The sequence below is a fragment of the Cronobacter turicensis genome, assembly GCF_041222865.1.
GTDB classification, from domain to species: Bacteria; Pseudomonadota; Gammaproteobacteria; order Enterobacterales; family Enterobacteriaceae; genus Cronobacter; species Cronobacter turicensis.
The window spans coordinates 2,490,324-2,511,347 of record NZ_CP165997.1 but is presented as its reverse complement, the minus strand read 5'-3'; the positions used below and the strand labels follow the sequence as shown (position 1 = coordinate 2,511,347).

Here is a 21,024-nt window from a genome sequence, read left to right as displayed (position 1 = left end):
GGCGGCGCCGACACGCCCGTTTCTGGCACAGAACAGATATTATCAACACCATACAAGTGTCTCTGATTTCCGCACAGTCAGGAACAATGTGATATCTGGATGCCGTATGGCGTGACGGCCACCGATACCAGATGGCGGGCGTTATGATGGGTGACTTATTCAGACAGGGCGTGGCACGGTTTGACGAGAACGCGCCGCGCGTGAACAGCGAGGCGCTGATGTCACTGATGGACAAACTCAACCAGCAGGGGCGGGGAACTCTGTATTTTGCAGGGCAGGGCATCCAACAGGCATGGCAAATGAAGCGTGAGATGCTGTCGCCGTGTTATACGACGCGACTGGCTGATGTACCGACCGTGCGGTCATGGTAAAAGTGATCTGCTAAAGAATTAATACGACCAAACGTCCGCTTTGAGCGAAAAGCGGTCCTTTAATCCATTGTGTATCAGATGCAGGACTAACACTGGCATGTGATAATCAACCGGGGATAGGTGATAGGTCATCGCATCCGCTCAGGTAATGGCGATGTGATTCTACGTTGTGAGAAATGTACAAAGATATTTGGTGTTAAAAAATGACGGAAATGGACGATGACTTTTTAGAATATGATCTGGACTGGTTTTTATCCAGCCAGGAAGGGTACTTGGCGCATTTTGCAACAGCAGGCCTGGGGCCGGTTCCTGAAAGGATCAAAGCATCTGTCGAGGACTATAATTTTATTCTTGATTATATTTACTCACTGGAACCTTTGTCAGAGGTCTATGTGATAGAAGGCAATCTGCCTGCATTTTCAGATGAGAATCAACGATCTTGCTATCTGCGCTCATTTGTTGAGATGTCAAGTAAAGGGTTGTTCAGCTACGACTATGAACAAGGTGGATATAAATTAATTTCGAAACCCAAAACGCCATTGAAATATGAAACATTGCCAAATGAAGTGAAAGGCGTGATTTATATTGCAGATGGAGAAATAGACTTATAGATATGATGTGCTGATGCGACCTGTGCTCAATTTTTTGACACACAATAGCCCTAGAAAGATCCGCTTCTGGCACGTAGCGGAAGGTATCGACATTCTACAGATCTCTCGGCACCCCGCGCTGTCTGGAAAGAGGGCTACCATCAAGGTTAACGTATTTTGTTATCCAGCTCGTTTGACTGACGCACTGAGCACAGGGGCGAAGCCGCGGGAAGCTTCTGTCACTCCCCCCATGGTTCGCAAAACAAGCTTAACAAGATTTTTCAGACACAGTAGTAGCCGAAATATCTATGTATTTTTGAATGCAGCGTCACGTTTTACCCCTCTCGGATCTGATAAGAAAGGGAGCCTTAACCGTGGTGTATCGGATACTGTGACAGTCCAGAGATAATCACCCATAAATCTGAAGTTGATCCGATCTGCTGTAATAGATAACGCCTCAAAATTTCCTGTGGAGTACTCATTGCCCACAGAGACAATCTCTTTGATACCCTCACAAAGATCAATGAGAGCGATAGTCAGCGATTCTTCGAAAATAACGTCGTCAGTCAGAAAAAGAACATAACGCTGATCATTGATCTGAACAGATGCTTCAAGTATTTCCCCTGGGACGATAATACCTGTGATATTTCCATTGAGTAATAGTTCAGAATGAGCCTGTGATAAATCGGTCGCTTCCCGAACTTTCATTAGCGATATTGAATTAACCTGTTGCATAATCAATTCCATAAACGATCCCTTTCCCAGGCAGCAAGTGCACCACCAACGGAGGCGCCTGTAAGTACACATGCAGGAGCGCCAGGCCCACACATCATTCCCGCCATCACTCCACCCGCGGCTGCGCCAGCAATACCCGCGCTGTTTATAGCCAGTTACCTTCCTGACTCCGAGATTTTATCGTCTGCGTTATAGATCTCGTAAACAGAAATAGCAATTGAAAGCACGATGAGGCCTTTTCCTAAACGCGAAAGTTGCATCGGTTCAAGCAGCATTACGTTTATGCAAAATTTCCTTTCAAGCACGTAGGACGCTTTACTTAGCGTAGTCACATATTCAGCACTTTATATCGTTGCTTTTATGATGGAACACAACTTAATCCCTGCGCCGACTTGCCTGGCAGGTTGCGTCCTGTGCAGAGCACGCCAGTTAGTGACGCATCGGATCATTTAATATAAGAAAATCCTGTGTCAGCAAAACACAGGATTTCTGCTTTAAATAAGGGTAGTCGGGGAGGGCGTCCCGGCAAAAATACAGAGATAATTAGGTGCGTCGGGAGTATGGTTAAACGCAGACGGCGTCAATAAAAGAAGGCATTATGGTTGCGCCAGTACAGCGCCGCCGGGCGTAAACGTTCTGTACGGGACAGAGCGAAGAATACTTTCAGAAGGAACTTATTATGAAGCTCGCGGCTATTTCGGATATTCACGGTAACCTACTGGCGCTGGAGGCGGTGCTGGAGGATATTGAAAAACATAATGTCGACGTTATTGTCAACCTTGGCGATATCCTCTCCGGCGGGTTATTCCCCTCAGAAACGGCTGACAGACTTTTACCGCTCAATTTGCCCACTATCAGAGGGAACCATGAACGGCAGCTGCTTGAAACTACGCCTGAGAAAATGGGGTTATCGGACCGCCACGCGTATCGCTATCTCTCGCCAGAACACCTGGAATGGCTGCGCAAAATGCCAGCCGGGCTGACCCTGCATAACGACATTCTGTTGGTCCATGGAACGCCGGGTAATGATAAAGAGTATCTCCTTGAGGAAGTGACGGAGACAGGCGTTCGGGAATCTTCTCATGAAAGGATTTATGAACATATTAAGCATCATAACGCCTCTCTTATTCTCTGTGGCCACACGCATATTCCCCGCAGTGTTGAGATTTCTTCAACGTGCCTGATTGTAAATCCGGGGAGCGTTGGTTTACAGGCGTATGATGACGAGCATCCTTTCTTTCATAAAATGGAAGCGGGTTCACCGCATGCCCGCTATGCGATCCTGGAAAAGCAGGCTAATCAATGGACGGTGAATTTCCGCAAGGTCGTTTACGACTGGGAAAAGGCTGCCCGACACGCGCAGGAAAACGATCGCCCGGACTGGGTTAATGCGTTAAGAACCGGAAAAATGTGAGTATAGAGATTATTCGCATGCCCTGATGGGGGCAGTATAAGAGCGGCGCTAAGGTGCTGGACTATTTAGCGGTGGGTGAGACCCGCGAGTTGCTGCAATAACAGTCCGCTTTGGCGCAAAATAGGCGTGAACGCATAAAGGCGGGACGATAATTATCATCAGGCGGGCAAAATGATAATCATCGTCCATGACGTTTCTCATTCAGCCTGCTTGTTAGCGAACCAAAACGACATTACCATCGATAATGGAAAAATAAGGGTTGTATACGAAGACCACTTCCCCTTCGCTATTTTTAAACATCAGCGGAGAATTCTGGAAGAATCCGGCAGCCAGTCGGAAAAGACGCCCACCGCGATAACGCATCAGGCGATAGTCTTGCCATTCAATGTCCACCGGAGTCAGTTGTGGGTCACTCACATGTTGTGGAAAATCAGTGGAAAGGAAAATAATATCTGGCGTGGCGCCTTCCGCCTGGGCCATCTCTTCATTCGAAATTTTCGCTGTGCGTTTCAGGCCTTCCACATCGCGGCGTTTTATCTGCATCCAGATATCTTCATAAGCCTTACGAATTTTCGGCAGATCGTTCTCCGTTACCGGCGTCGCATTCACCCATGACCACTCAGGCAGACGGTCAAGTGTAATAACCCCCTTCATATTATATAACCCGTAATCATCATCTGATGGGGTGTAACCTTCAAACGTTTTCGTACCGGTCGCATAAATAACCGTATTGACCGCGCTTATCTCTTTTTTATCATTCACCGTCAGGCTGTAGTCGGCCAGTTTAACGCTGTTGTCAGTGGTATCATCGGAGATGGTTACCTGGCATGCGGAGTCAGCCCACAGCGTCTGCGGTTGTTTCACATCCTGCGGCCCCATTAATAACTCAATATCGTTATTACCGTTTTCCAGAAAGGCGGTCATATTAAAGCCTGCGGCGATCGTGCCGTCATCGTCCGTGGTATTGTCAAACGCGGGCAGATCATTAGCCCGCAGAAGGCAGGTGCTTTTACTGGATTTGAACGAGAAAAGATATTTCACATGAGGCACGTCTTGCGCCTTAGCGGAAAACGTTGTCAGAAAAATCACACTGACAATAAGACTACGCAGCAGGTAGCCGCCAGGTTTATTTTTCTTTCTCACATCTGCCATGAATAATACATTCCTTTTTAGCCTTGTTGCTTTTATCCACGTTGCGACATGGTGGATTCGTTTACCGATGCCTTCACTTCTGGGCTCAAACCCGTCAACGCGCTTCGGTTTCTGGGCAACGATTCTAACGTAATTCGCCTTAATGAAACATGCTATTGCGGATGCGACGGACCGCCCGATCTTAATGGCAGCAAAGGGTAGCCTTTCGCGAATGGAGAGTGAAAGCGATGCGGGCGGATATGTAATCACTCACACCATAATGACCGTTTCATCTAACCAGCCCGGCAGATTTTCACGGTACCATTCTGGATAAATCATCAGACATGCGACCTTCCTTAAGCATGGGCCGGTTAATATTTCCTGTTGCGGATGAATATAGCGCCAACAGGATGCGATGCTTCTGATGAGATTCATCTTGAGTGACGATGAAGCGGCTGTTAACCCCTGCAGGAATGACCCGCTCAGCTGAAAGAATAAACCAGCCGGGTACATCCTGTTACCCGGCTGTGGCGGGTACATCCTGTTACCCGGCTGTGGCGGGAGGAACATGCTAACGGCGGTGCCGTGGTACTGTGTGTTCCAGCCCCCTAAACCCATTTCTCTGTCAGTTAACTTTAAAGATGTCCACCGTTTGCTTAAGCAAATGAGACTGCTCTTTTAGCGACAGTGCGGCAGTGGAGGCTTCCTCAACGAGCGCGGCGTTCTGCTGCGTTACCGCATCCATCTGCGTCACCGCAATATTAATCTGTTCAATGCCGCGGCTCTGCTCGCCGGTGGAGAGCGCCAGTTCAGACATTAACACCGACACCTGATTGATAGAGTTGATGATGGCTTTCATGCTTTCACCCGCCCGGGTCACTTTTTCGCTGCCGGACGAAATATGGGTGCCGGACTGCTCAATCAGCTCTTTGATCTCCTTCGCCGCGGCGGAGGAACGCTGCGCCAGATTGCGCACTTCGCTCGCCACCACCGCAAATCCGCGGCCCTGTTCGCCTGCGCGCGCCGCCTCTACAGCCGCATTGAGCGCCAGAATATTAGTCTGGAAGGCAATGCCTTCGATGATCCCGGTAATGGAATCGATACGTCTGGCGCTCGATTCAATCTCCATCATGGATTCCACGGCTTCTGCCACTATCTGATTCCCTTCATGTGCTGAATCACGCATGGAGCCGGCGAGCTGATCCGCATTATGGGTATTCTCAGACGTATGCTTCACGGTGGACGTCAACTGCTCCATGCTGGCCGCAGTTTCGCCCAGTGAGGCGGCCTGTTCTTCGGTGCGGGCGGAGAGATCGATGTTGCCCGCGGCGATTTCGTCGGCCGCGAGGGCGACGCTGTCGCTGGAATCGCGAACCTGAATAATAATCTCGCGCAGCGACTGGCGCATTTGCTCAAGCGCGGTGAGCATCTTGCCGATTTCATCTCCGGAATGAGAAATAATCGGATCCTGTAAATCCCCTTCAGCCATTTTCTGACAGTGCGTATGGGCGATGTCTAACGGCTTGAGGATACGGCGTTGGATCAGAATAAACGTCGCAATCAGGATCAAAACAAAGATAAGGGTAAAGCCGCCCAGCAGGGTCACGCTCAAGGTAAATTGATCCTGTGCGTCCAGATTAAGCTTATGGGCGTAATCTTCACGGAACGCGAGTAATTTCAGTAATTCATTTTCAAACTGATAATCCAGCGCAGGTACGGTAAAGCTGGCAAGCTGGTTAAATCGCTCAACGTCATTATTCATTGCGGCATCCATCATCGGACGTAAACCGTTATTGAGATAATTCTGCCAGGTTTGCTGATACGGGATTAAAATCTCTTCTTCGCCTGGCGCACGTGGTGACGCCATATAGGTGTCGAAGGTCTTCACCGCATGCTGCATAAACTCGTTAGCGCCTTGCAGCGAAGTTTGCGCCTGTGAGGTTTTGCCTAATGATTGATTAATCATGGCTTCCATCAGGCGCACACGGACCGTGCGGCTGTGGTTAATCGGGTCTACCACTGAAAGCACGACGCGGATTTCTTTATCCACGCCATCCAGCGCCTGATTACTGCGCATTAAAGACCACAGATTAGATAATGAACTGGCAAGAAAAATTAATATTAACGCGCCCAGTGTTATAAATGAAAAAAGCCTAACTGTCATAGTCATTCCTTTTACATCCATTCTCATACTCAACGATGCCTCTCTATCATGCGATATAAACAATTCAAGGCGTATATCGGCGGCATGAGATCGGCTTTTAGACGCCAGAAAAGTAAATAAAAGCAAAGAAATGCAGAGTGACGTTTGGGGTTGTTAATAAACCAGACGGTGTAGCTACGATGATATTAAGAGGGTGGCGATTTTTTTAAAAAGATGTTTTCTGATTTAATTATCGTTAAGGGTTTTTTATGGACTTGTGAAGCGATATTTGCTCCGCAAGAGAAGGAAGGTGGGCCGGCTGTGTTTACTGAGGAGGCGTAGTGTTAGGCCGCTAATGAAATATCAAGAACACCATTATTAAAAGCACCAGATAACCGGCGCTTTTAACCGGATATGAAAAGAGAGCTTAGTATTGATTCGCTGGGGTTTGAGCGGATACAAATAAATGGTTGCAGGCGGGGCAGATGAGCGTTTTTTTCTTGTTGACGCGGGCGGAGCTGTGTTCAGATTTTTCGTTGCATTTCGGGCAGGTAACGCGGCTTAAGTAACTGTCTTGCGATTTTCTTTTATGAATAGCCATAAGTATCTTCTTTGATGTGAGGAGAGAGCACCTTACACACATCCACGGCCAATTGCCCGATATTTATTTTTTAATTTGGTATTGGCGTGTTTTTTATACAGGCTAAATCAGGCGGTTAACGGCAAGTCATCCCGATGAAAGGGCGCCGTGCTACGTATATCACCGCGTTATGACGATTCTGGTAGTTTTACGGCGCCGGGCGGCGCGGTAATCTTGGCGCGGAAAAACAGGAGGTCAGGGATGCAAAACCGCTACTTTACGCACTGGCGAAACACCTTACGCTGGGGTTACCGGTTGAGTATAAAACAACTGGTCGTCTTTATTGGGCGCAGCGTCATCGCATACATTTTCCTGCTGGGGCTATGGCTGGCGGTGTTTCAGGCGGTCGCACTCACGCCGCTCATTGATTACCTCACGGCAGATATCATCACCACCGCCGGGGTGTGGGTAACGCGGAGCTCGCTGGCGCTGGTGGGTATTCCTGTTATCCTGCACGCCATAAAATCTGTTATCTGGCTGTTTACTACCGCGCCGCACGGGCACAGCGGCGACACCAGCAATTATACTGACACGTCGCACCACCCCGGCTCGAACCACGCATCGTATGACTCGACGGTAACGCATTCGCACGCGTCCCACCATAGCAGCTATTCCGACAGTTGCAGTTCAGACAGCAGCTCGGGCAGCGATTCCGGCAGCTGCAGTAGCGATTAAAAAAAGCCCGGGGCGGAGCCGGGCTTTTTTGGGCGTGATGCGAAGCGTCTTAAGGCTTTTATTACCGCTATGACTCATCGCCATAATAGAGCGTGCCTATCTTGATGAGCGGTCGGCCCTGAGATTTGCGGTGCAGGTTAGAATCGCGCAGCGAATACACGCAGCCGCAATATTCCTGCTGATAAAACCGCTCACGCTTGCTGATTTCAATCATTCGCGCCGAGCCGCCCTGTTTACGCCAGTTATAATCCCAGTACACCATGCCTTCATAGGGTGCGACGGCACGCTGCCCGCAGTCGTTAATTTGCTGCATGTTTTTCCAGCGCGAAATACCGAGCGAACTGCTGATCACCTTAAAGCCATTTTCATGCGCATAAAGCGCGGTACGCTCAAAGCGCATATCAAAGCACATGGTGCAGCGCACGCCGCGCTCCGGCTCCCACTCCATCCCTCTGGCGCGCTCGAACCAGTTATCGGTATCGTAATCCGCGTCGACAAAAGGAATGCCGTGCTGTTCTGCAAAGCGGATATTTTCCTCTTTGCGCAGCAGATATTCCTTCTGGGGATGAATATTGGGATTATAGAAAAATATGGTGTAGTCGATACCGGAAGCCTGGAGCGCTTCCATCACTTCACCCGAGCAGGGGGCGCAGCAGGAGTGCAGCAGCAGTTTTTGTTCCTGATTAGGCAGCGTAAGCGTGGGCCTGACAAACGCGTTCATCATTACCTCGTCCAGTGTTGTCATCAGATAAACCTTAACAATATTTCGCGCAGGACGCACGTCGTCGCGCCGTTTATTGCGCGGGCGTCCGTTACGAAAGCGCCAGCGGTGGCCGGGAGTAATGAAATTACGCAGCGTAAAAAATAGCGTCGCGCTTTAAAGGGCAATGGAAAATATATTTTGTTAAAACGAATAAACGACACGACTATCTTTGTTTAACGCGCCCGGGAATTTATTTTGAGGTGATGCTGGCAATAAACGCGCGCATGAACTAGCGGTTACCGCTTCATTTTACTAAATATATAGTTTTGTAAAAGGCACAGTATTGCTTGCTTAAAAAATCAGGGCGTGCGTTAATGAACTCCTCGGTTTGATACGCAGAACCCGTGTGCAGTGGTTGGTACGAGTCCTCCACTTCAGTAGTGCTCATCTCCAGACGTTATCCTTCGATATCTCTTCTTTTGAGTTTCCTCTTAAGCACTGAATATTTCTGTTATGCAAACCATTTTTCGCCGCAAGGCTCAAGTATAAAGGTATTACAATATGGCTAACAGAATGAATGGTTCAGTGAAATGGTTTAACGCGGATAAAGGTTTTGGTTTTATCGCACCAACTGACGGCAGCAAAGATGTTTTCGTCCACTTTTCCGCAATCCAGAGCGATAATTTTCGCACGCTGACCGAAGGCCAGCAGGTTGAATTCTCGGTTGAAAACGGCGCTAAAGGCCCGTCAGCCGTGAATGTGGTGGCGCTTTAAAGACAACATGATCGCTGCAGGTTTGCATTTCAAGTGTCCTGCGTGTCATGGCTCGCAGTATCGTACTTCGCGTTTCGACGTGACCGACAAAAATCCGCACGGTGCAAAATGTATATTTTGCAAATCTGCCATGCTGGTTGGGATCGCGGCGGCCGAACGTTACGACAGTTATGCGATGATGCATTCGGAAACGAATACGCACCGCTAAAAAACACCCCCATTCAGTAAAAAAAGCCCGCTTGCGGGCTTTTTCTTTTTCTCTTTCCGGCATAAAAGCAAGACAGCGCAGGGCAGGCGTAAATAAAAACGCGACGCTTCTGCGCCGCGTTACCCTTTTTCTGAACTCAGTGCTTACGGGCCAGCAGTTGTTCCACCACGGCGCGGGCTGCCGTAATTTTTTGCGCCCGCTCCGGGTCGCTATTGACGCCCGCTTCAAGGCCTGCGAAATGGTGGCGGGCATTATCAACTACCCGTTCTTTCAGCACGGCGGGCACTTCTTCCAGTAATGACTGGAACAGAATTTCATACGCCAGGATGCGCGTCTGGAGTTTTTCAATAATTTCGTCAATCGAGCCCGTCATTTGTACCTCTTCTGGTGAGTGCGTCGGCGCTACGTTTCACTTTAGCCGCTTGACCGGTCGTTGGCGAGGGGGGAGGCGAGAAAAGCGTCCGGCGCTCGCAGGCCAGGCTACACTTTTTCTTTGTCCCATGGAAATGAGGAAAGCTTTATGCCTGACAATCGCCATCCCGACAGACCGCTTGCAGACGATAACGAGCATCACGGCTTGCCCGAAGATGCGCCGAATACGATAAACCCGTGGGAAGAAGACGACCTGCCTGAAAAAGAGGAGCCGCACGGGCGGGAATCGCTGCACGACGCGTGGCGCAAGGCGCCCTGACTTTTACACACGGCATAAGCCGCCTGCGGGCGGCTTCATTTTTTGCGCTCGCTCTCCTTTTTGTTACCTGCCGAAATTTTGTTGTCGCATCCCCCCTCTACTTTTTCCAAAACCTGCCGATAACGATTTAAACCAAATTCAGGCACAAGGAGTGCCTGAAACCAGGCACCAGCGCGTTATCCCTTCGCCGCATGAGCCATCACACATAAGCGTACCTTTGAGGTAAATATGGATAACTTCCAGAAAGATATCGATGAGAGGGCGAATCTCGCTTTATCGAACAAATTCGAACTGCTTCTCTTCCGGCTGGGATCTGCGAGTGAAGAGGAGAAACCTGAGCTGTATGGTATTAACGTTTTCAAACTGCGCGAAATCGTGCCCATGCCGACCATTACTAAAGCCGCAGGCATGCAGGCGCCGCTGCTCGGTATGGCCAACATCCGCGGACAGATCATTCCTGTCGTCGATCTGCCGGCGGTCGCAGGCTGCAAACCGACGACCGGGCTGAATCTGCTGCTGGTGACGGAATATGCGCGCAGCACCCAGGCGTTTGCCGTGGAATCGGTCGAAAACATTATCCGTCTCGACTGGAGCCAGGTGCATACGGCGGAGTCGGGCGTCAGCTCACGCAACATCACCAGCATCGCGCGCCTCGACAGCGACAACCAGAGCAATGAGCTGGCGCTGGTGCTGGACGTTGAACAGATTCTTTATGACATCATCCCGTCGGTGCGCGACGGTCAGCCGAATACCGTGATGCAGGAGCGCAGCTTCAAACTGAAGCCCGGCGCGGTTGCTATCGTGGCGGAAGATTCCAAAGTGGCGCGCTCGATGCTGGAGCACGGTCTTAAAAGCATGGGCATTCCTGCGCTTATGCATACCACGGGCCTTGAGGCCTGGGAAAAGATCAAGCTGATGGCGAAAGAGGCGCAGGCGGAAGGCCAGTCGATTACCGATAAAATCGCAATGGTGCTGACCGACCTCGAAATGCCCGAGATGGACGGTTTTACGCTGACGCGTAACATTAAAATGGACGCCAACCTGAAGAAAATTCCGGTGGTGATCCACTCGTCGCTCTCCGGCAGCGCCAACGAAGATCACGTGCGTAAAGTCGGTGCGGATGGTTACGTGGCGAAGTTTGAAATCAACGAACTTTCCGCCGCTATCCAGCGCGTGCTCGACAAAGCGGCGAGCTGACGGCCAGGCTCCGGCTATGGCGGGGCCTGCGCTTTTCAGACAGACGGTAAGCGTACCGCGCCTGCGAAGGCTTTCTGGTCAGCTACACTTAATGTGTTAACTCTGATGGATACAGGAGGTCATCATGTTTTTTGGTTTCGGATACTTCGGTGAATCGCAAAAAGAGCAGGCTTTTCGCTTACAGGCTGAAGAGCAGGGGGCGGTACGCCGGGCCCGGAAGGGGAAGTGACGCGCAAGCGTGACGACAGCGATGACGACGAGAAAGGGCCGTATCGCTCGGAAGACGACGCAAAATAAAAAAACCGCCGACAGGCGGTTTTTTAATGGGCGCAACGCCGCGTGTATCTGCGGCCCCGCTTAACGCAGGGTATCCTGGGCCTCTTCCAGCATCGCCTGCACATGGCTGCGAATCAGCGCAAAACGTGAGGCGAGCCTGACCCTGGCGGCAGGCGCTTCATCAGGCGTAATCCAACAATAACCGAGCCCGGGCTGAAGCTCATGGGCAGTAGCCGCTTCAGGTTCGGGATAGCGTTCCAGCACCGCGTCAAGCGGTCGATAATCCAGCGGCCGAAAATGTCCGTTATCCCGTGGCCGCCTGAGGCTTACTGCGCGTTCAGCGCGCGCCACTGCTCAGCCAGAGAATCCAGCAGTTCGTAGCGTTTACGGTACTCTGAGCGTTTTTTGCTGGCGACCTCTTCCAGCGGCTTGCGGGCTGCCGTGAGCGGCAACGTGAAGCAGCGCGCGCCATGGCGTTCGCCGCCAATCGATTCCCAGAACTCATCGTAACTTGCAAAAAAGTGCCGCCCTTTGCTGAAGCGATAGCGCAGCCCGCGAAAGACGTGGCCGTTATTGCTTACCGCGTCGAAATGCGACATGTCATGCTGCTGAATCATCAGCCAGAGTACTTCCATCAGCAGACGTTTTGGAAAAACGCCGTAACAGGCTTTCGTTGCATCACGAATAGCTTCATGCGGTACGCTTCTGCGCGGGCCCTGCAGGCCGCCAATAGCGATGCCATAGCCGGCGGCGTCGCGCACCACGCTGAACGTCAGGCTGGCGAGCAGAACGTCGTCGCAGTGCAGCCACAGTGTGCTTTCGCCTTCGCGTTCCGCTTTGTGCGCGGAAGAAGCGCTTATCACGACGGTTTTATCTTTCGCCGCAAGGGTAAACAGCGGCTGCGGGCTGGTGGCGCAAAGCGCATCGGCAAGACGCGGTGCCGCCTCATCGCGAATAAACGCATAGTGATTAATGATAGCGCTGGCACGAGCGCCCGCGCTTAACCCGAGACGCAGATAGTGGCGATGAATTTTGCCCGGCAGCGTTTTCTGTACGCTCAGCAGTTGTTCAAAGCGCGGGTTGGTGGCAAGCGCATCCATAAAGCGCAGCGTGGCGGGCAGATAGATACAGCTTCGCAACGCGAATTTCAGACGATAGCTTTTTTTCTGCCATAACCCGCCGGGCATCAGCTCGCCGGTGGTAAGGGCTTTAATAAGTTCCATGCCGCTGCGCGAGGCGGGCGCAGCGTGAGAAGTGATGACCGACATAAGAAAAACCTTAGATACCGCGAATCACCGAAGTATATCGGGCAAGCGCAACGGCTTTTTAAACGGCAGCTCAATGCAGAGTGATCAGACAAATCTTAGGGGGGGCTATGGCGAAAAAAACACCCCGCAGCAACGGAGGAGAGCATCAAGGGCTGTCGTAATACGCTGCACGGACAGGGCAATTGTCCGTACTGCGCTTTCATGGCGGCGCACGCCGCTCCTGCCGCGGGGTAAGATGAGGCTAAACATTGCAGTTATATGGGGTATCACACTAACAGCGCCAGCTTAACGTAAAAGCGAAGCAAGAGGATGAAGAAAATAGGGAGATGAGCCAGCAAAATGGACGGTTTTTTGATCCAGAAATCTTTACATCGCGACATAAGAATGTTCTGATCTGCGCGTGAGATCTATTGTTTATTGCGAACGCGGAAAGACCATGCAACAACTCAAGCCAGGCGCTCTCGCCATTATTATCGGCGCCCGTACCGCTGCCGGACGGGAGAATATCGGTAAATCTGTTGAACTCTTCAGCCTCTGCCAACCGGGCGAGCGGTTTATTAATCCGGTGACCGGTTTTATGACCGAACTGCCAAAAGCCTGCGCCCGCCCGCTGTGGCTGGTGACCGGCGATGTCGTAGCCGCCGACGGCCAGGCTGGCTTTGCCTTTGTGCGTGCCGAACACCTGATGCCGCTGGACGGCCAGCTGCTGCCGCTCGAAGAAACGGCGCTTCTTCTCGACTAAGCTTTTTCAGCCAGCTCTCGGAGCCACGCCGCCAGGATCTGCGCATGGTTCTGGCGCCTGTCTTTCGCGCCGTATAACAACGTGAGCGTGCCTTTGCGGGCCATCGCCGCCAGACGCTCGCCTTCGGCCTGCTGTGCGGCCAGCTCTTCACGGTAGCGCTCGCTGAAGTGCGTGAAATCGATAACCTCGCCATGCAACGCCTTGCGAAGCGGGGTGGAGGGGGCCAGCGCTTTATTCCATTCGTCTAACGGCAGATCCGCTTTTTTTATGCCGCGCGGCCAGAGCCTGTCCACCAGCACCCGGTAGCCGTCCTGCGCGTCCGGTTCGTCATAAACCCGTTTAAGCGTAATCATGTTTGCCTCCTGGCGTATCGTTATGCACGACCGAATTATCCGCCTCGTGAACGTGGGAGGCAAACCGCGAGACGTGATTGCCCGAGACGTCTCGCAAAATTCCTGCGTGAGGCACTGCTGATTTTGGGTGTTGTTAGCGGGCGCGCAGATCGGTATGCTGATGCTCCTTATGTTGTGCTTAATTCATTCAGGCATAAGGAAAACCCCATGGAAACCTCTCCGCTTACTTCCACCCTGCGTATTGCGCTGGTCGGCGACTACAACGCCGCGACGGTAGCGCATCAGGCGATCCCGCTTGCGATTGACGACGCCGCCGCCGTGCTGGAACTTACCGCCGATTACGACTGGCTTGCGACAAAAGACATTAAAAGCCCGGAGGATCTGGTGGGCTATGACGCCATCTGGGTCGTGCCTGGCAGCCCGTATGAAAACGAAGACGGCGCGTTTATCGCCATCCGCTACGCCCGTGAAAATGCGATTCCCTTCCTCGGCACCTGCGGCGGCTTTCAGCATGCGGTGATTGAATACGCCCGTAATGTCCTGGGCTGGAGCGATGCGAACCACGGTGAAACCGCCCGGAGCGGCAGGCTGGTGATTACCCCGCTCAGCTGTTCGCTGGTGGAGCAGACCGGTGAGGTTGAACTGCGCCCGCATACGCTTATCGCGCGCGCCTACGGGCGTGATGAAATTGTAGAGGCGTATCACTGTAACTTTGGCGTGGCGCCGGAATTCGTCGAGGCGCTTAACGCGGACGCGCTGAAAGTTACCGGCTGGAATAACGACGGCGACGTGCGCGCCATTGAGCTGACTACCCATCCGTTCTTTGTGGCGACGCTGTTCCAGCACGAGCGCGGGGCGCTGGAAGGACGTCCGGTCCCGCTGGCGCGGGAATTTCTGCGCGCCGCACGCCGCTAACCTACGGCGCGCCGATTTCCCGCGCGCGCCCGGCAAACCCGCCCGCGATAGCCATCACGACGGCAAGCGCGGCGCAGACCATTAACGGCAGACTCCAGCTGTGCAACAGATCGTGGAGCCTGCCGATAGCGGGCGGCCCGCACGCCGCCAGCAGATACCCCACCGACTGCGCCATACCTGAGAGCGCCGCCGCCTGATGCGCGGAGCTGGCGCGCAGGCCGATAAACGTCAGGCCAAGGATCATCGTCGCGCCTGATCCGAAACCGAAAATCACCACCCACCACGCCGCGAAATGCGGGAAAAACCACAGACCGACGGGGCTTAAGGCGCAGAGCAGCGCCGTCAGAATGGCGATGCCGCGTTGATCGCGAAGTCTTGCGAGCAGCAGCGGTACCGCAATGCCTGGTACGGCGGTGGCAAGCTGCATCAGGCCGTGTAGCGAACCAGCCTGCGCTTCGCTAAACCCGGCGCTTATCAGAATCGACGGCAGCCAGCCTATCACGATGTAATAGATAAGCGAGTTCACGCCCAGAAAGAGCGTGACCTGCCAGGCGAGCGCTGAGCGCCAGATGCCGCGACTATGCGCCGCCGCGTTGCCGCCGATCGCGTCGTGCCGGCGCGCGCGCAGCTGCGGCAGCCAGAGGAGCAGAGCTATCAATGGAAAGACAATCAGGGCCAGCAGCGCGCCGCGCCAGCCGCCGCCAAGCGCCGCAACCGGCACCACCAGCGCTGAGCCTGCGGCTGCCGCAAGCCCCATCGTCAGCGAATAGGCGCCCGTCAGTTTCGCCACGTTGCCCGGAAAATCGCGTTTGATCATGCCCGGCAACAGCACATTGCCGATGGCTATTCCACAACCGATAACCGCGGTGCCGGCAAACAGCGCCGCCGCGCTGCCGCATGCGCGCAGAAGGATCCCTGCGCTGATAAGCAGCAGCGCACCGCCAAGGCTGCGCTCCATCCCGAAACGTCGAGCGCTACCCGCCGCCAGCGGCGACACCAGGGCGAAGGCGAGCAGCGGCAGCGTGGTGAGGAGCCCTGTCGCTGCGGTCGAGAGCGAAAAATCAAGGCGAATGGCGTCCAGCAAGGGGGCCGCGCCGGTAAAGGTCACGCGAAGGGTGGTGGCGATAGTCAGCAGGCCCGCCAGCTGCAGCCAGCCGCCGCGACGCGAAGCAATCTGGTTAGTCATTGATACCTCAGTGGGCGCGCAGGCCGTGTGGCGCTGCGCGAATACAGCAGGTGAAAAAGCATGTAAAACGCACGGCTACTGACGGCCAATCAGCAAAGAAACCAGCCCTGCGGCAATCAGCGGCCCGACCGGCACGCCACGAAAGAGCGCCACGCCAAGCACGGTTCCGACTAGCAGCCCGGCGACAATCGACGGCTGGCTGCCCATTAACGCGACGCCCTTACCGCCAAGCCAGGAGACAAAAACGCCCACGGCGATAGCGACCAGCGATTTCCAGTTTAAAAAAGCGTGGAACAGCGTCGAGGTCGGCAGGGTGCCGCTGGCGATGGGCGCCATCACGCTGATGGTCAGAATAATAATCCCGACGGTGACACCCTGTTTTTCCACCCACGGAAACCAGGCGCTGAGCGGGGTCATACGAATCACAATCAACACCAGCACCGACACCGTAACGGCCAGGTTATGACTGACAAACCCAAGCCCGGCGAGCGCCAGGAGGATAAGCAGCGTGATATCAAACATGAAAAGCTCCTTGCCATAAAAGAAGACGCACGGCCTGTCGTCATGATTCTGCAATCAAAAGGCGGTATCAGTGGGAACAGTATCCCCTCTGACAGTGACGCGAGACCCCCGGAGAAACGATGAACGATCTTTTGTCGCCCGATGCGCTCTGGATAACGATGTTCTTTTTCGCCACAGCCGCCACGCTGGTTATCGCGGTGCGGTATCTGGAGCGGCGCTGGTAGACGGCGCGCGATGGAAGGTCACCAGCGCAGGCCTGGCGAGGCGCAGATAGTCGGCGGTATCCATGATAATCGATTTTTCGAGCAGGCCGGCATTAAAGGCGATTTCGTCATGACGCTCGAATAACAGCGGGTCGGCCACCAGCTTGAGTTCCGGATGGAAACTGAACGGCGGAATGGCGCCAAAGACGCAGCGGGTGAGCGTATCGACTTCCGCCGGGCTGGCGAGCGAGGCTTTCGTGCCGCCGAGATGCTGCGCGAGCAGCGCAAGATCCGCCTGGAGATCGGCCCCGAGCACCGCCAGCACAACCTGCTTAATGCCGTTGCCTTTGATTTTGCACACCAGCGCTTTCGCCCCCTGGCTTAGCTGCGTACCGCGAATGTCCGATACCGCCTCGCATTTACCCACCGCCTCATGCTCCATCACACGAAAGCGCGCCTGGCCGTCGGTCAGTAAATCCACGAGTTGCTGATGAATATCCATACCTTTCATTTTTTCGCCTCGTTTCAGGTTAAGGATTGTCACCTTACTGGCGCTTCGCTTATTTTGCAACGTCGGGAAATTTTCACAAAATAAAAGCAAATAAAATAAACAAGCTAGGGTAATTTCTCACAGAAAATAAAATTCTGTCGTTTGGCTTACTTTGCAAAGCTGTATTAGAGTCATAAGAGTGCCTTATGAAGTCGGCGGTCGTCATAATGCGGGCGATAATACTTTGCCCTGACGCGTCGTAATAAGCGCAACGCCGGAATACGGCGATACGGTTTCACAATCGGGGCTTTGACGGGAATAGTCCGTACATAGCGACGTTTGCGGAAACAATGCACGGAAGCGCGCTCTGACCGGTAAGCGTAATGATACCTTCGGCAGGCGATAGATTTTTCAGTATTGACGTTTTTTCTGGTAACACTAACCCAATCTCGGAGGCTGTTATGGCTGAACATCGTGGTGGTTCCGGCAACTTTGCCGAAGATCGTGAAAAAGCATCAGAAGCGGGTAAAAAAGGCGGACAGCAGAGCGGCGGGAATTTCAAAAATGACCCGGAACGCGCATCTGAAGCAGGTAAAAAAGGCGGCCAGAACAGCCACAGCGGCGGACGTAATAAATAATCCGGCACGCTGATTTTATCTGTGATCGCAGCAGCCTCAGGGCTGCTGTTTTATTTTGCCTGCATAGTCAGTAATAAGCGCAACGCCTGGCTATCGATGGGGCGAGAAAACCACCAGCCCTGGCCGTAACATCCCGGAAAATTATCCTGCAAATATTCGACCTGAAGGCGCTGCTCCAGTCCTTCAAATACGATTTGCTGCGGCATCGCTTTTAGCATCTGAATTAAATTGACCAGTAGCGTTTTATTGAGCGTCGGCGTGCCTATCGCCTCGGTAATACTTTTATCAACTTTGACTTCATCAATAGGCAACCGCGACAGCCAGGAGATGGTCGAATAACCGGTGCCGAAATCGTCCAGTGCGATTAAAAATCCCTGCTGCTTGAATAAGGCGATCGCCGCTTCCATGTGCGCCAGCGTTGCATTTTCCCGTTCCGTTATTTCCAGCATGATGCGGTTCGCGGCAAGACCGGTCTTTTGGGTAAACTGTATCAGAAACGCCAGATAGTGACGGGAGAAGAGATCGGCCAGACTGATATTAATGCTGAGCGTCAGATCATATGGCGTCAGTAATTCCGCCATCTCCGTCATGGCCCGCGTCGTGACAAATTCAGTAACCTTGCTCATCATGCCTTCTTTTTCCGCCAGCGGGATAAAAACATCCGGCGAAATCGCCTCGCCATTATTATCATGCCAGCGCAGCAGCGCCTCCATGCCCTTCATCCGGCCTGTCTCAATTTCATAAATGGGCTGATAAACGACACGCATGTCGCCGTTTTTTAACGCGTTTTCCAGGCGCGCGCGGAGCGAGGCTTTTTTCCGTCGATAAAGGGCAAGGCTTGCGCAAAGCAGCAACCCGATCGCGAGACCGAGCGCGATAAGTAATCCGAGGGTATACCAGCGCGCCTGTAACAGACCATAAGGATGCGTACCGGCCATGACGCAGACATCGTATTGCGCATTGCAGCGCTCCCGGGTGATGAAATACCAGGCATAGTGCGACGTGGGGTCGGTTTGAGATAATAATGCCTGTGTCGGCCCAAGCGTAAACCAGCGCCGATCGCGCTTTGAGGTGGTAATAATGGCGCTGTAATGCGCCGTCTCTGCGTCATTTTCAAAGCGGGTAAAAACAAAAGGGGAAAATATTATCAGCAGATTGTTGCGCCACCAGGCGCTGACTTCGATGGTTTCCGTCAGCGGCAAATTTAATAACCAGCGCGCGCCGTCGCGGCTGACGATATTTTCCGTTGCAGTCAGCGGTTGCGGAACCGCAAGCGTGCCCCAGAGCGCTGAGCACATAATCCCGCGCGCGCCGGTGCGGCCAACATCTTTGATCATCTGGTATTCCCACAATAGCGTGCGCAGGGAATTAAGATCGGCTTCGCTACAGGAGGGATAATGCGCCATTTTCATCTCGCGGGCGGCCAGATTGTTTGCCTGCTGTAAAAGCGTTACGCTGCGCTCCAGCACCGCCTGGCTATAATCGTCTATTCGACGTGTTTCTAATTGCCAGTACACTATTTGCGCAATCGCCAGGACGGCGAATAGACTGGCGATGATTATGCCTGCCATTCCCGAAGTTTTATTCAAGCCCAATGAGACCCTGTTAAACATGATTCACGGTGGTCCTGCGACGGCGCCCGTCGTTATTTATAGTGCCGCTCACTATAACTGATAGCGAACCGGCTGTAAGTAAAATCTGTAGGGTTATTAATACACAAGCGTTGCGCTGCTAAATATTATGAAGCAGAGACGTTAGTTAATTAAGCGGGGCTGACATTAAAGTTAAGTAGGGCTTTAATCGCAAGGTAATAAATAAGTAATACGGTGGGCCGACACAGGGCCGGCCCGGTTGGTTAGCTCCAGTTTTCGCTGGCCTGCTTATGAAACAGTTCGCGAAATACCGGGTAGATATCATCCTGATCGCGAATATGCTGCATGGCGAAATTCTCATATTTCGCCTGGAGATCTTCATATTCGCGCCACAGCGTCTGATGAGCGCGGCGGGTGATTTCGATATAACTGTAATAACGCACCACGGGCAGTATTTTCTTAGCCAGAATTTCGTGGCAGAGGGGGAATCATCGGCCCAGTTATCGCCATCGGATGCCTGTGCGGCGTAAATATTCCACTGCGCTGGATCGTAACGGGCTTTTACCACTTCATCCATCAGCTTCAGCGCGCTGGAAACAATGGTCCCGCCGGTCTCCTGCGAATAGAAAAACTCATGTTCATCGACTTCTTTCGCCTGCGTATGGTGGCGGATATAGACCACATCAACGTTTTTATAGGTTCGGCTCAGGAACAGATAGAGCAAAATATAAAAACGTTTGGCCATATCTTTGGTGGCCTGGTCCATCGAGCCGGAAACGTCCATCAGACAGAACATGACCGCCTGGCTTGACGGCTCGGGGCGCTTCTCAAAGTTTTTGTAACGCAGGTCGAAGGTATCGATAAACGGCACACGTTCGATTTTGGCGCGCAGCTCGGCAATTTCCTTGCGTAGCCGCTCCTCTTCGAGCAGTTGCGCCGGTTCGCTTCTCAGCGCGTCTTCCAGATTCGCCTCCAGCTCGCGCAGCGCGCGGCGTTTGCCTGCGGTCATGGCGGTGCGGCGCGCCAGCGAGTTTTGCAGCGAACGTACCACGCTGATATTGGCGGGCACCCCGTTGGAGGTGTAGCCGGAGCGGTGGGTTTTATATTCGTTTAACTGGCGATGCTGATTCTTTTTCAGATTCGGCAGGGCGAGATCTTCGAACAGGAGGTCGAGATATTCGTCTTTGGAGATCTGGAAAACGAATTCATCCTGTCCTTCGCCGTCGGCGCTCGCCTGACCCTGGCCGCTGCCGCCGCCGCCACCACCACCCTGTGGGCGTTCGATGCGGTCGTTCTGAACGAAATGGTCGTTACCCGGATGCACGCGATGGCGCAGGCCGCCGCGTCCCTGATGGAACATCGGTTCGCTGATATCGTCATTCGGAATGGAAACGGATTCGCCGCTCTGAACATCGGTCACCGAGCGCTTGTTGATCGCCTCGGAAATCGACTGTTTGATTTGTGCTTTATAACGGCGCAAGAAGCGCTGGCGGTTTACCGTGCTCTTGTTTTTGCCGTTAAGACGTCGGTCTATGAACCAGGTCATATGCCCCCCGTACTGCATTGC

Annotated in this window: 23 protein-coding genes and 2 pseudogenes; 11 read left to right on the top strand and 14 right to left on the bottom strand. The window is 53.0% G+C overall.

The genetic code is table 11. The features are described from left to right. Positions 1-95 precede the first annotated feature (95 nt). Positions 96-371 (top strand): annotated as a pseudogene (locus AB8W27_RS11945) (DUF4113 domain-containing protein); the annotation flags it as partial. A 203-nt stretch (positions 372-574) separates the two neighbouring features. Next, positions 575-982, top strand: a complete 408-nt coding sequence (locus AB8W27_RS11940; protein ID WP_237653229.1) for a hypothetical protein — start codon at positions 575-577, stop codon at positions 980-982. A gap of 285 nt (positions 983-1,267) precedes the next feature. On the opposite strand, the gene AB8W27_RS11935 is transcribed toward AB8W27_RS11940, so the two are convergent. Beyond that, a complete protein-coding gene (locus AB8W27_RS11935; protein WP_369832971.1) occupies positions 1,268-1,708 on the bottom strand; it encodes a hypothetical protein in 441 nt (146 codons plus the stop codon). 667 nt (positions 1,709-2,375) lie between these two features. Between AB8W27_RS11935 and AB8W27_RS11930 the strand changes: the two genes are divergently transcribed. Then, on the top strand, positions 2,376-3,110 hold the full coding sequence (locus AB8W27_RS11930; RefSeq protein WP_015740946.1) for a metallophosphoesterase: 735 nt from the start codon (positions 2,376-2,378) through the stop codon (positions 3,108-3,110). 213 nt (positions 3,111-3,323) lie between these two features. Here AB8W27_RS11930 and AB8W27_RS11925 read toward each other — a convergent pair whose 3' ends face one another. The 3 genes from AB8W27_RS11925 to AB8W27_RS11915 form a co-directional block, all read right to left on the bottom strand. Continuing rightward, a complete protein-coding gene (locus tag AB8W27_RS11925; protein ID WP_041923463.1) occupies positions 3,324-4,262 on the bottom strand; it encodes a hypothetical protein in 939 nt (312 codons plus the stop codon). 604 nt (positions 4,263-4,866) lie between these two features. Continuing rightward, positions 4,867-6,405 carry a methyl-accepting chemotaxis protein gene (locus AB8W27_RS11920; protein ID WP_041923464.1) on the bottom strand — a complete coding sequence of 513 codons (1,539 nt, stop codon included), beginning with the start codon at positions 6,403-6,405 and terminating at the stop codon, positions 4,867-4,869. A 406-nt stretch (positions 6,406-6,811) separates the two neighbouring features. Then, entirely contained in the window at positions 6,812-6,985 is a 174-nt protein-coding gene (locus tag AB8W27_RS11915; RefSeq protein WP_007696555.1) for a YnfU family zinc-binding protein, read from the bottom strand. Positions 6,986-7,225: 240 nt separating this feature from the next. On the opposite strand from AB8W27_RS11915, the gene AB8W27_RS11910 reads away from it, so the two are divergent. Then, on the top strand, positions 7,226-7,699 hold the full coding sequence (locus AB8W27_RS11910; RefSeq protein ID WP_015740949.1) for a hypothetical protein: 474 nt from the start codon (positions 7,226-7,228) through the stop codon (positions 7,697-7,699). Positions 7,700-7,766: 67 nt separating this feature from the next. Here AB8W27_RS11910 and AB8W27_RS11905 read toward each other — a convergent pair whose 3' ends face one another. Beyond that, on the bottom strand, positions 7,767-8,420 hold the full coding sequence (locus AB8W27_RS11905) for an epoxyqueuosine reductase QueH (RefSeq protein ID WP_041924148.1): 654 nt from the start codon (positions 8,418-8,420) through the stop codon (positions 7,767-7,769). 543 nt (positions 8,421-8,963) lie between these two features. Here AB8W27_RS11905 and AB8W27_RS11900 point away from each other — a divergent pair. Then, the gene (locus AB8W27_RS11900; protein ID WP_007760255.1) at positions 8,964-9,176 is read left to right on the top strand and encodes a cold shock domain-containing protein; all 213 of its coding nucleotides are present in this window, start codon (positions 8,964-8,966) and stop codon (positions 9,174-9,176) included. Further along, positions 9,160-9,384, top strand: a complete 225-nt coding sequence (locus AB8W27_RS11895; RefSeq protein WP_015740951.1) for a hypothetical protein — start codon at positions 9,160-9,162, stop codon at positions 9,382-9,384. Before AB8W27_RS11900 ends, AB8W27_RS11895 begins: the two co-directional genes overlap by 17 nt. 136 nt (positions 9,385-9,520) lie before the next feature. Here AB8W27_RS11895 and AB8W27_RS11890 read toward each other — a convergent pair whose 3' ends face one another. After that, positions 9,521-9,757 carry a hypothetical protein gene (locus AB8W27_RS11890; protein ID WP_004385763.1) on the bottom strand — a complete coding sequence of 79 codons (237 nt, stop codon included), beginning with the start codon at positions 9,755-9,757 and terminating at the stop codon, positions 9,521-9,523. A gap of 147 nt (positions 9,758-9,904) precedes the next feature. Between AB8W27_RS11890 and AB8W27_RS11885 the strand changes: the two genes are divergently transcribed. Both AB8W27_RS11885 and AB8W27_RS11880 read left to right on the top strand, forming a co-directional pair. After that, positions 9,905-10,075: a hypothetical protein gene (locus tag AB8W27_RS11885; RefSeq protein ID WP_007760256.1), complete on the top strand. Its 171-nt coding sequence runs from the start codon at positions 9,905-9,907 to the stop codon at positions 10,073-10,075. 228 nt (positions 10,076-10,303) lie between these two features. After that, positions 10,304-11,272, top strand: a complete 969-nt coding sequence (locus AB8W27_RS11880) for a chemotaxis protein (protein ID WP_007760259.1) — start codon at positions 10,304-10,306, stop codon at positions 11,270-11,272. Positions 11,273-11,629: 357 nt separating this feature from the next. Here the strand turns inward: AB8W27_RS11880 and AB8W27_RS11875 are convergent, their stop codons facing one another. Further along, positions 11,630-11,812: a hypothetical protein gene (locus AB8W27_RS11875; protein ID WP_015740953.1), complete on the bottom strand. Its 183-nt coding sequence runs from the start codon at positions 11,810-11,812 to the stop codon at positions 11,630-11,632. A gap of 62 nt (positions 11,813-11,874) precedes the next feature. Then, positions 11,875-12,816: a VirK/YbjX family protein gene (locus tag AB8W27_RS11870; RefSeq protein ID WP_041923466.1), complete on the bottom strand. Its 942-nt coding sequence runs from the start codon at positions 12,814-12,816 to the stop codon at positions 11,875-11,877. A gap of 436 nt (positions 12,817-13,252) precedes the next feature. On the opposite strand from AB8W27_RS11870, the gene AB8W27_RS11865 reads away from it, so the two are divergent. Continuing rightward, complete coding sequence (locus AB8W27_RS11865) at positions 13,253-13,558, top strand: hypothetical protein (RefSeq protein ID WP_007760268.1); 306 nt, start codon at positions 13,253-13,255, stop codon at positions 13,556-13,558. Here the strand turns inward: AB8W27_RS11865 and AB8W27_RS11860 are convergent. Continuing rightward, the gene (locus tag AB8W27_RS11860) at positions 13,555-13,911 is read right to left on the bottom strand and encodes a DUF488 domain-containing protein (protein WP_015740956.1); all 357 of its coding nucleotides are present in this window, start codon (positions 13,909-13,911) and stop codon (positions 13,555-13,557) included. The two genes, AB8W27_RS11865 and AB8W27_RS11860, sit on opposite strands and share 4 nt — an antisense overlap. Before the next feature lie 207 nt (positions 13,912-14,118). Here AB8W27_RS11860 and AB8W27_RS11855 point away from each other — a divergent pair, with 207 nt between their 5' ends. Then, entirely contained in the window at positions 14,119-14,826 is a 708-nt protein-coding gene (locus tag AB8W27_RS11855; protein ID WP_041923467.1) for a CTP synthase, read from the top strand. Position 14,827: 1 nt separating this feature from the next. On the opposite strand, the gene AB8W27_RS11850 is transcribed toward AB8W27_RS11855, so the two are convergent. The 3 genes from AB8W27_RS11850 to AB8W27_RS11840 all read right to left on the bottom strand — a co-directional run bounded on the left by AB8W27_RS11850 (position 14,828) and on the right by AB8W27_RS11840 (position 17,248). After that, on the bottom strand, positions 14,828-16,012 hold the full coding sequence (locus AB8W27_RS11850; protein ID WP_015740958.1) for a CynX/NimT family MFS transporter: 1,185 nt from the start codon (positions 16,010-16,012) through the stop codon (positions 14,828-14,830). A 75-nt stretch (positions 16,013-16,087) separates the two neighbouring features. Beyond that, positions 16,088-16,534, bottom strand: a complete 447-nt coding sequence (locus tag AB8W27_RS11845; RefSeq protein ID WP_007760274.1) for a DUF441 domain-containing protein — start codon at positions 16,532-16,534, stop codon at positions 16,088-16,090. A 189-nt stretch (positions 16,535-16,723) separates the two neighbouring features. Continuing rightward, on the bottom strand, positions 16,724-17,248 hold the full coding sequence (locus AB8W27_RS11840) for a YbaK/prolyl-tRNA synthetase associated domain-containing protein (protein WP_015740959.1): 525 nt from the start codon (positions 17,246-17,248) through the stop codon (positions 16,724-16,726). A 440-nt stretch (positions 17,249-17,688) separates the two neighbouring features. On the opposite strand from AB8W27_RS11840, the gene AB8W27_RS11835 reads away from it, so the two are divergent. After that, positions 17,689-17,865, top strand: a complete 177-nt coding sequence (locus AB8W27_RS11835) for a general stress protein (protein WP_007760278.1) — start codon at positions 17,689-17,691, stop codon at positions 17,863-17,865. Positions 17,866-17,915: 50 nt separating this feature from the next. Here AB8W27_RS11835 and AB8W27_RS11830 read toward each other — a convergent pair whose 3' ends face one another. Further along, on the bottom strand, positions 17,916-19,436 hold the full coding sequence (locus AB8W27_RS11830; protein ID WP_015740960.1) for an EAL domain-containing protein: 1,521 nt from the start codon (positions 19,434-19,436) through the stop codon (positions 17,916-17,918). A gap of 284 nt (positions 19,437-19,720) precedes the next feature. Further along, a pseudogene (locus tag AB8W27_RS11825) lies at positions 19,721-21,003 on the bottom strand (YeaH/YhbH family protein). Positions 21,004-21,024: the final 21 nt, after the last annotated feature.

Coding starts and splice junctions, on each gene's coding strand:
- AB8W27_RS11940 (WP_237653229.1), top strand. CDS start 575: ATGACGGAAATGGACGATGACTTTTTAGAATATGATCTGGACTGGTTT.
- AB8W27_RS11935 (WP_369832971.1), bottom strand. CDS start 1,708: ATGGAATTGATTATGCAACAGGTTAATTCAATATCGCTAATGAAAGTT.
- AB8W27_RS11930 (WP_015740946.1), top strand. CDS start 2,376: ATGAAGCTCGCGGCTATTTCGGATATTCACGGTAACCTACTGGCGCTG.
- AB8W27_RS11925 (WP_041923463.1), bottom strand. CDS start 4,262: ATGGCAGATGTGAGAAAGAAAAATAAACCTGGCGGCTACCTGCTGCGT.
- AB8W27_RS11920 (WP_041923464.1), bottom strand. CDS start 6,405: ATGACAGTTAGGCTTTTTTCATTTATAACACTGGGCGCGTTAATATTA.
- AB8W27_RS11915 (WP_007696555.1), bottom strand. CDS start 6,985: ATGGCTATTCATAAAAGAAAATCGCAAGACAGTTACTTAAGCCGCGTT.
- AB8W27_RS11910 (WP_015740949.1), top strand. CDS start 7,226: ATGCAAAACCGCTACTTTACGCACTGGCGAAACACCTTACGCTGGGGT.
- AB8W27_RS11905 (WP_041924148.1), bottom strand. CDS start 8,420: ATGAACGCGTTTGTCAGGCCCACGCTTACGCTGCCTAATCAGGAACAA.
- AB8W27_RS11900 (WP_007760255.1), top strand. CDS start 8,964: ATGGCTAACAGAATGAATGGTTCAGTGAAATGGTTTAACGCGGATAAA.
- AB8W27_RS11895 (WP_015740951.1), top strand. CDS start 9,160: ATGTGGTGGCGCTTTAAAGACAACATGATCGCTGCAGGTTTGCATTTC.
- AB8W27_RS11890 (WP_004385763.1), bottom strand. CDS start 9,757: ATGACGGGCTCGATTGACGAAATTATTGAAAAACTCCAGACGCGCATC.
- AB8W27_RS11885 (WP_007760256.1), top strand. CDS start 9,905: ATGCCTGACAATCGCCATCCCGACAGACCGCTTGCAGACGATAACGAG.
- AB8W27_RS11880 (WP_007760259.1), top strand. CDS start 10,304: ATGGATAACTTCCAGAAAGATATCGATGAGAGGGCGAATCTCGCTTTA.
- AB8W27_RS11870 (WP_041923466.1), bottom strand. CDS start 12,816: ATGTCGGTCATCACTTCTCACGCTGCGCCCGCCTCGCGCAGCGGCATG.
- AB8W27_RS11865 (WP_007760268.1), top strand. CDS start 13,253: ATGCAACAACTCAAGCCAGGCGCTCTCGCCATTATTATCGGCGCCCGT.
- AB8W27_RS11860 (WP_015740956.1), bottom strand. CDS start 13,911: ATGATTACGCTTAAACGGGTTTATGACGAACCGGACGCGCAGGACGGC.
- AB8W27_RS11855 (WP_041923467.1), top strand. CDS start 14,119: ATGGAAACCTCTCCGCTTACTTCCACCCTGCGTATTGCGCTGGTCGGC.
- AB8W27_RS11850 (WP_015740958.1), bottom strand. CDS start 16,012: ATGACTAACCAGATTGCTTCGCGTCGCGGCGGCTGGCTGCAGCTGGCG.
- AB8W27_RS11845 (WP_007760274.1), bottom strand. CDS start 16,534: ATGTTTGATATCACGCTGCTTATCCTCCTGGCGCTCGCCGGGCTTGGG.
- AB8W27_RS11840 (WP_015740959.1), bottom strand. CDS start 17,248: ATGAAAGGTATGGATATTCATCAGCAACTCGTGGATTTACTGACCGAC.
- AB8W27_RS11835 (WP_007760278.1), top strand. CDS start 17,689: ATGGCTGAACATCGTGGTGGTTCCGGCAACTTTGCCGAAGATCGTGAA.
- AB8W27_RS11830 (WP_015740960.1), bottom strand. CDS start 19,436: ATGGCAGGCATAATCATCGCCAGTCTATTCGCCGTCCTGGCGATTGCG.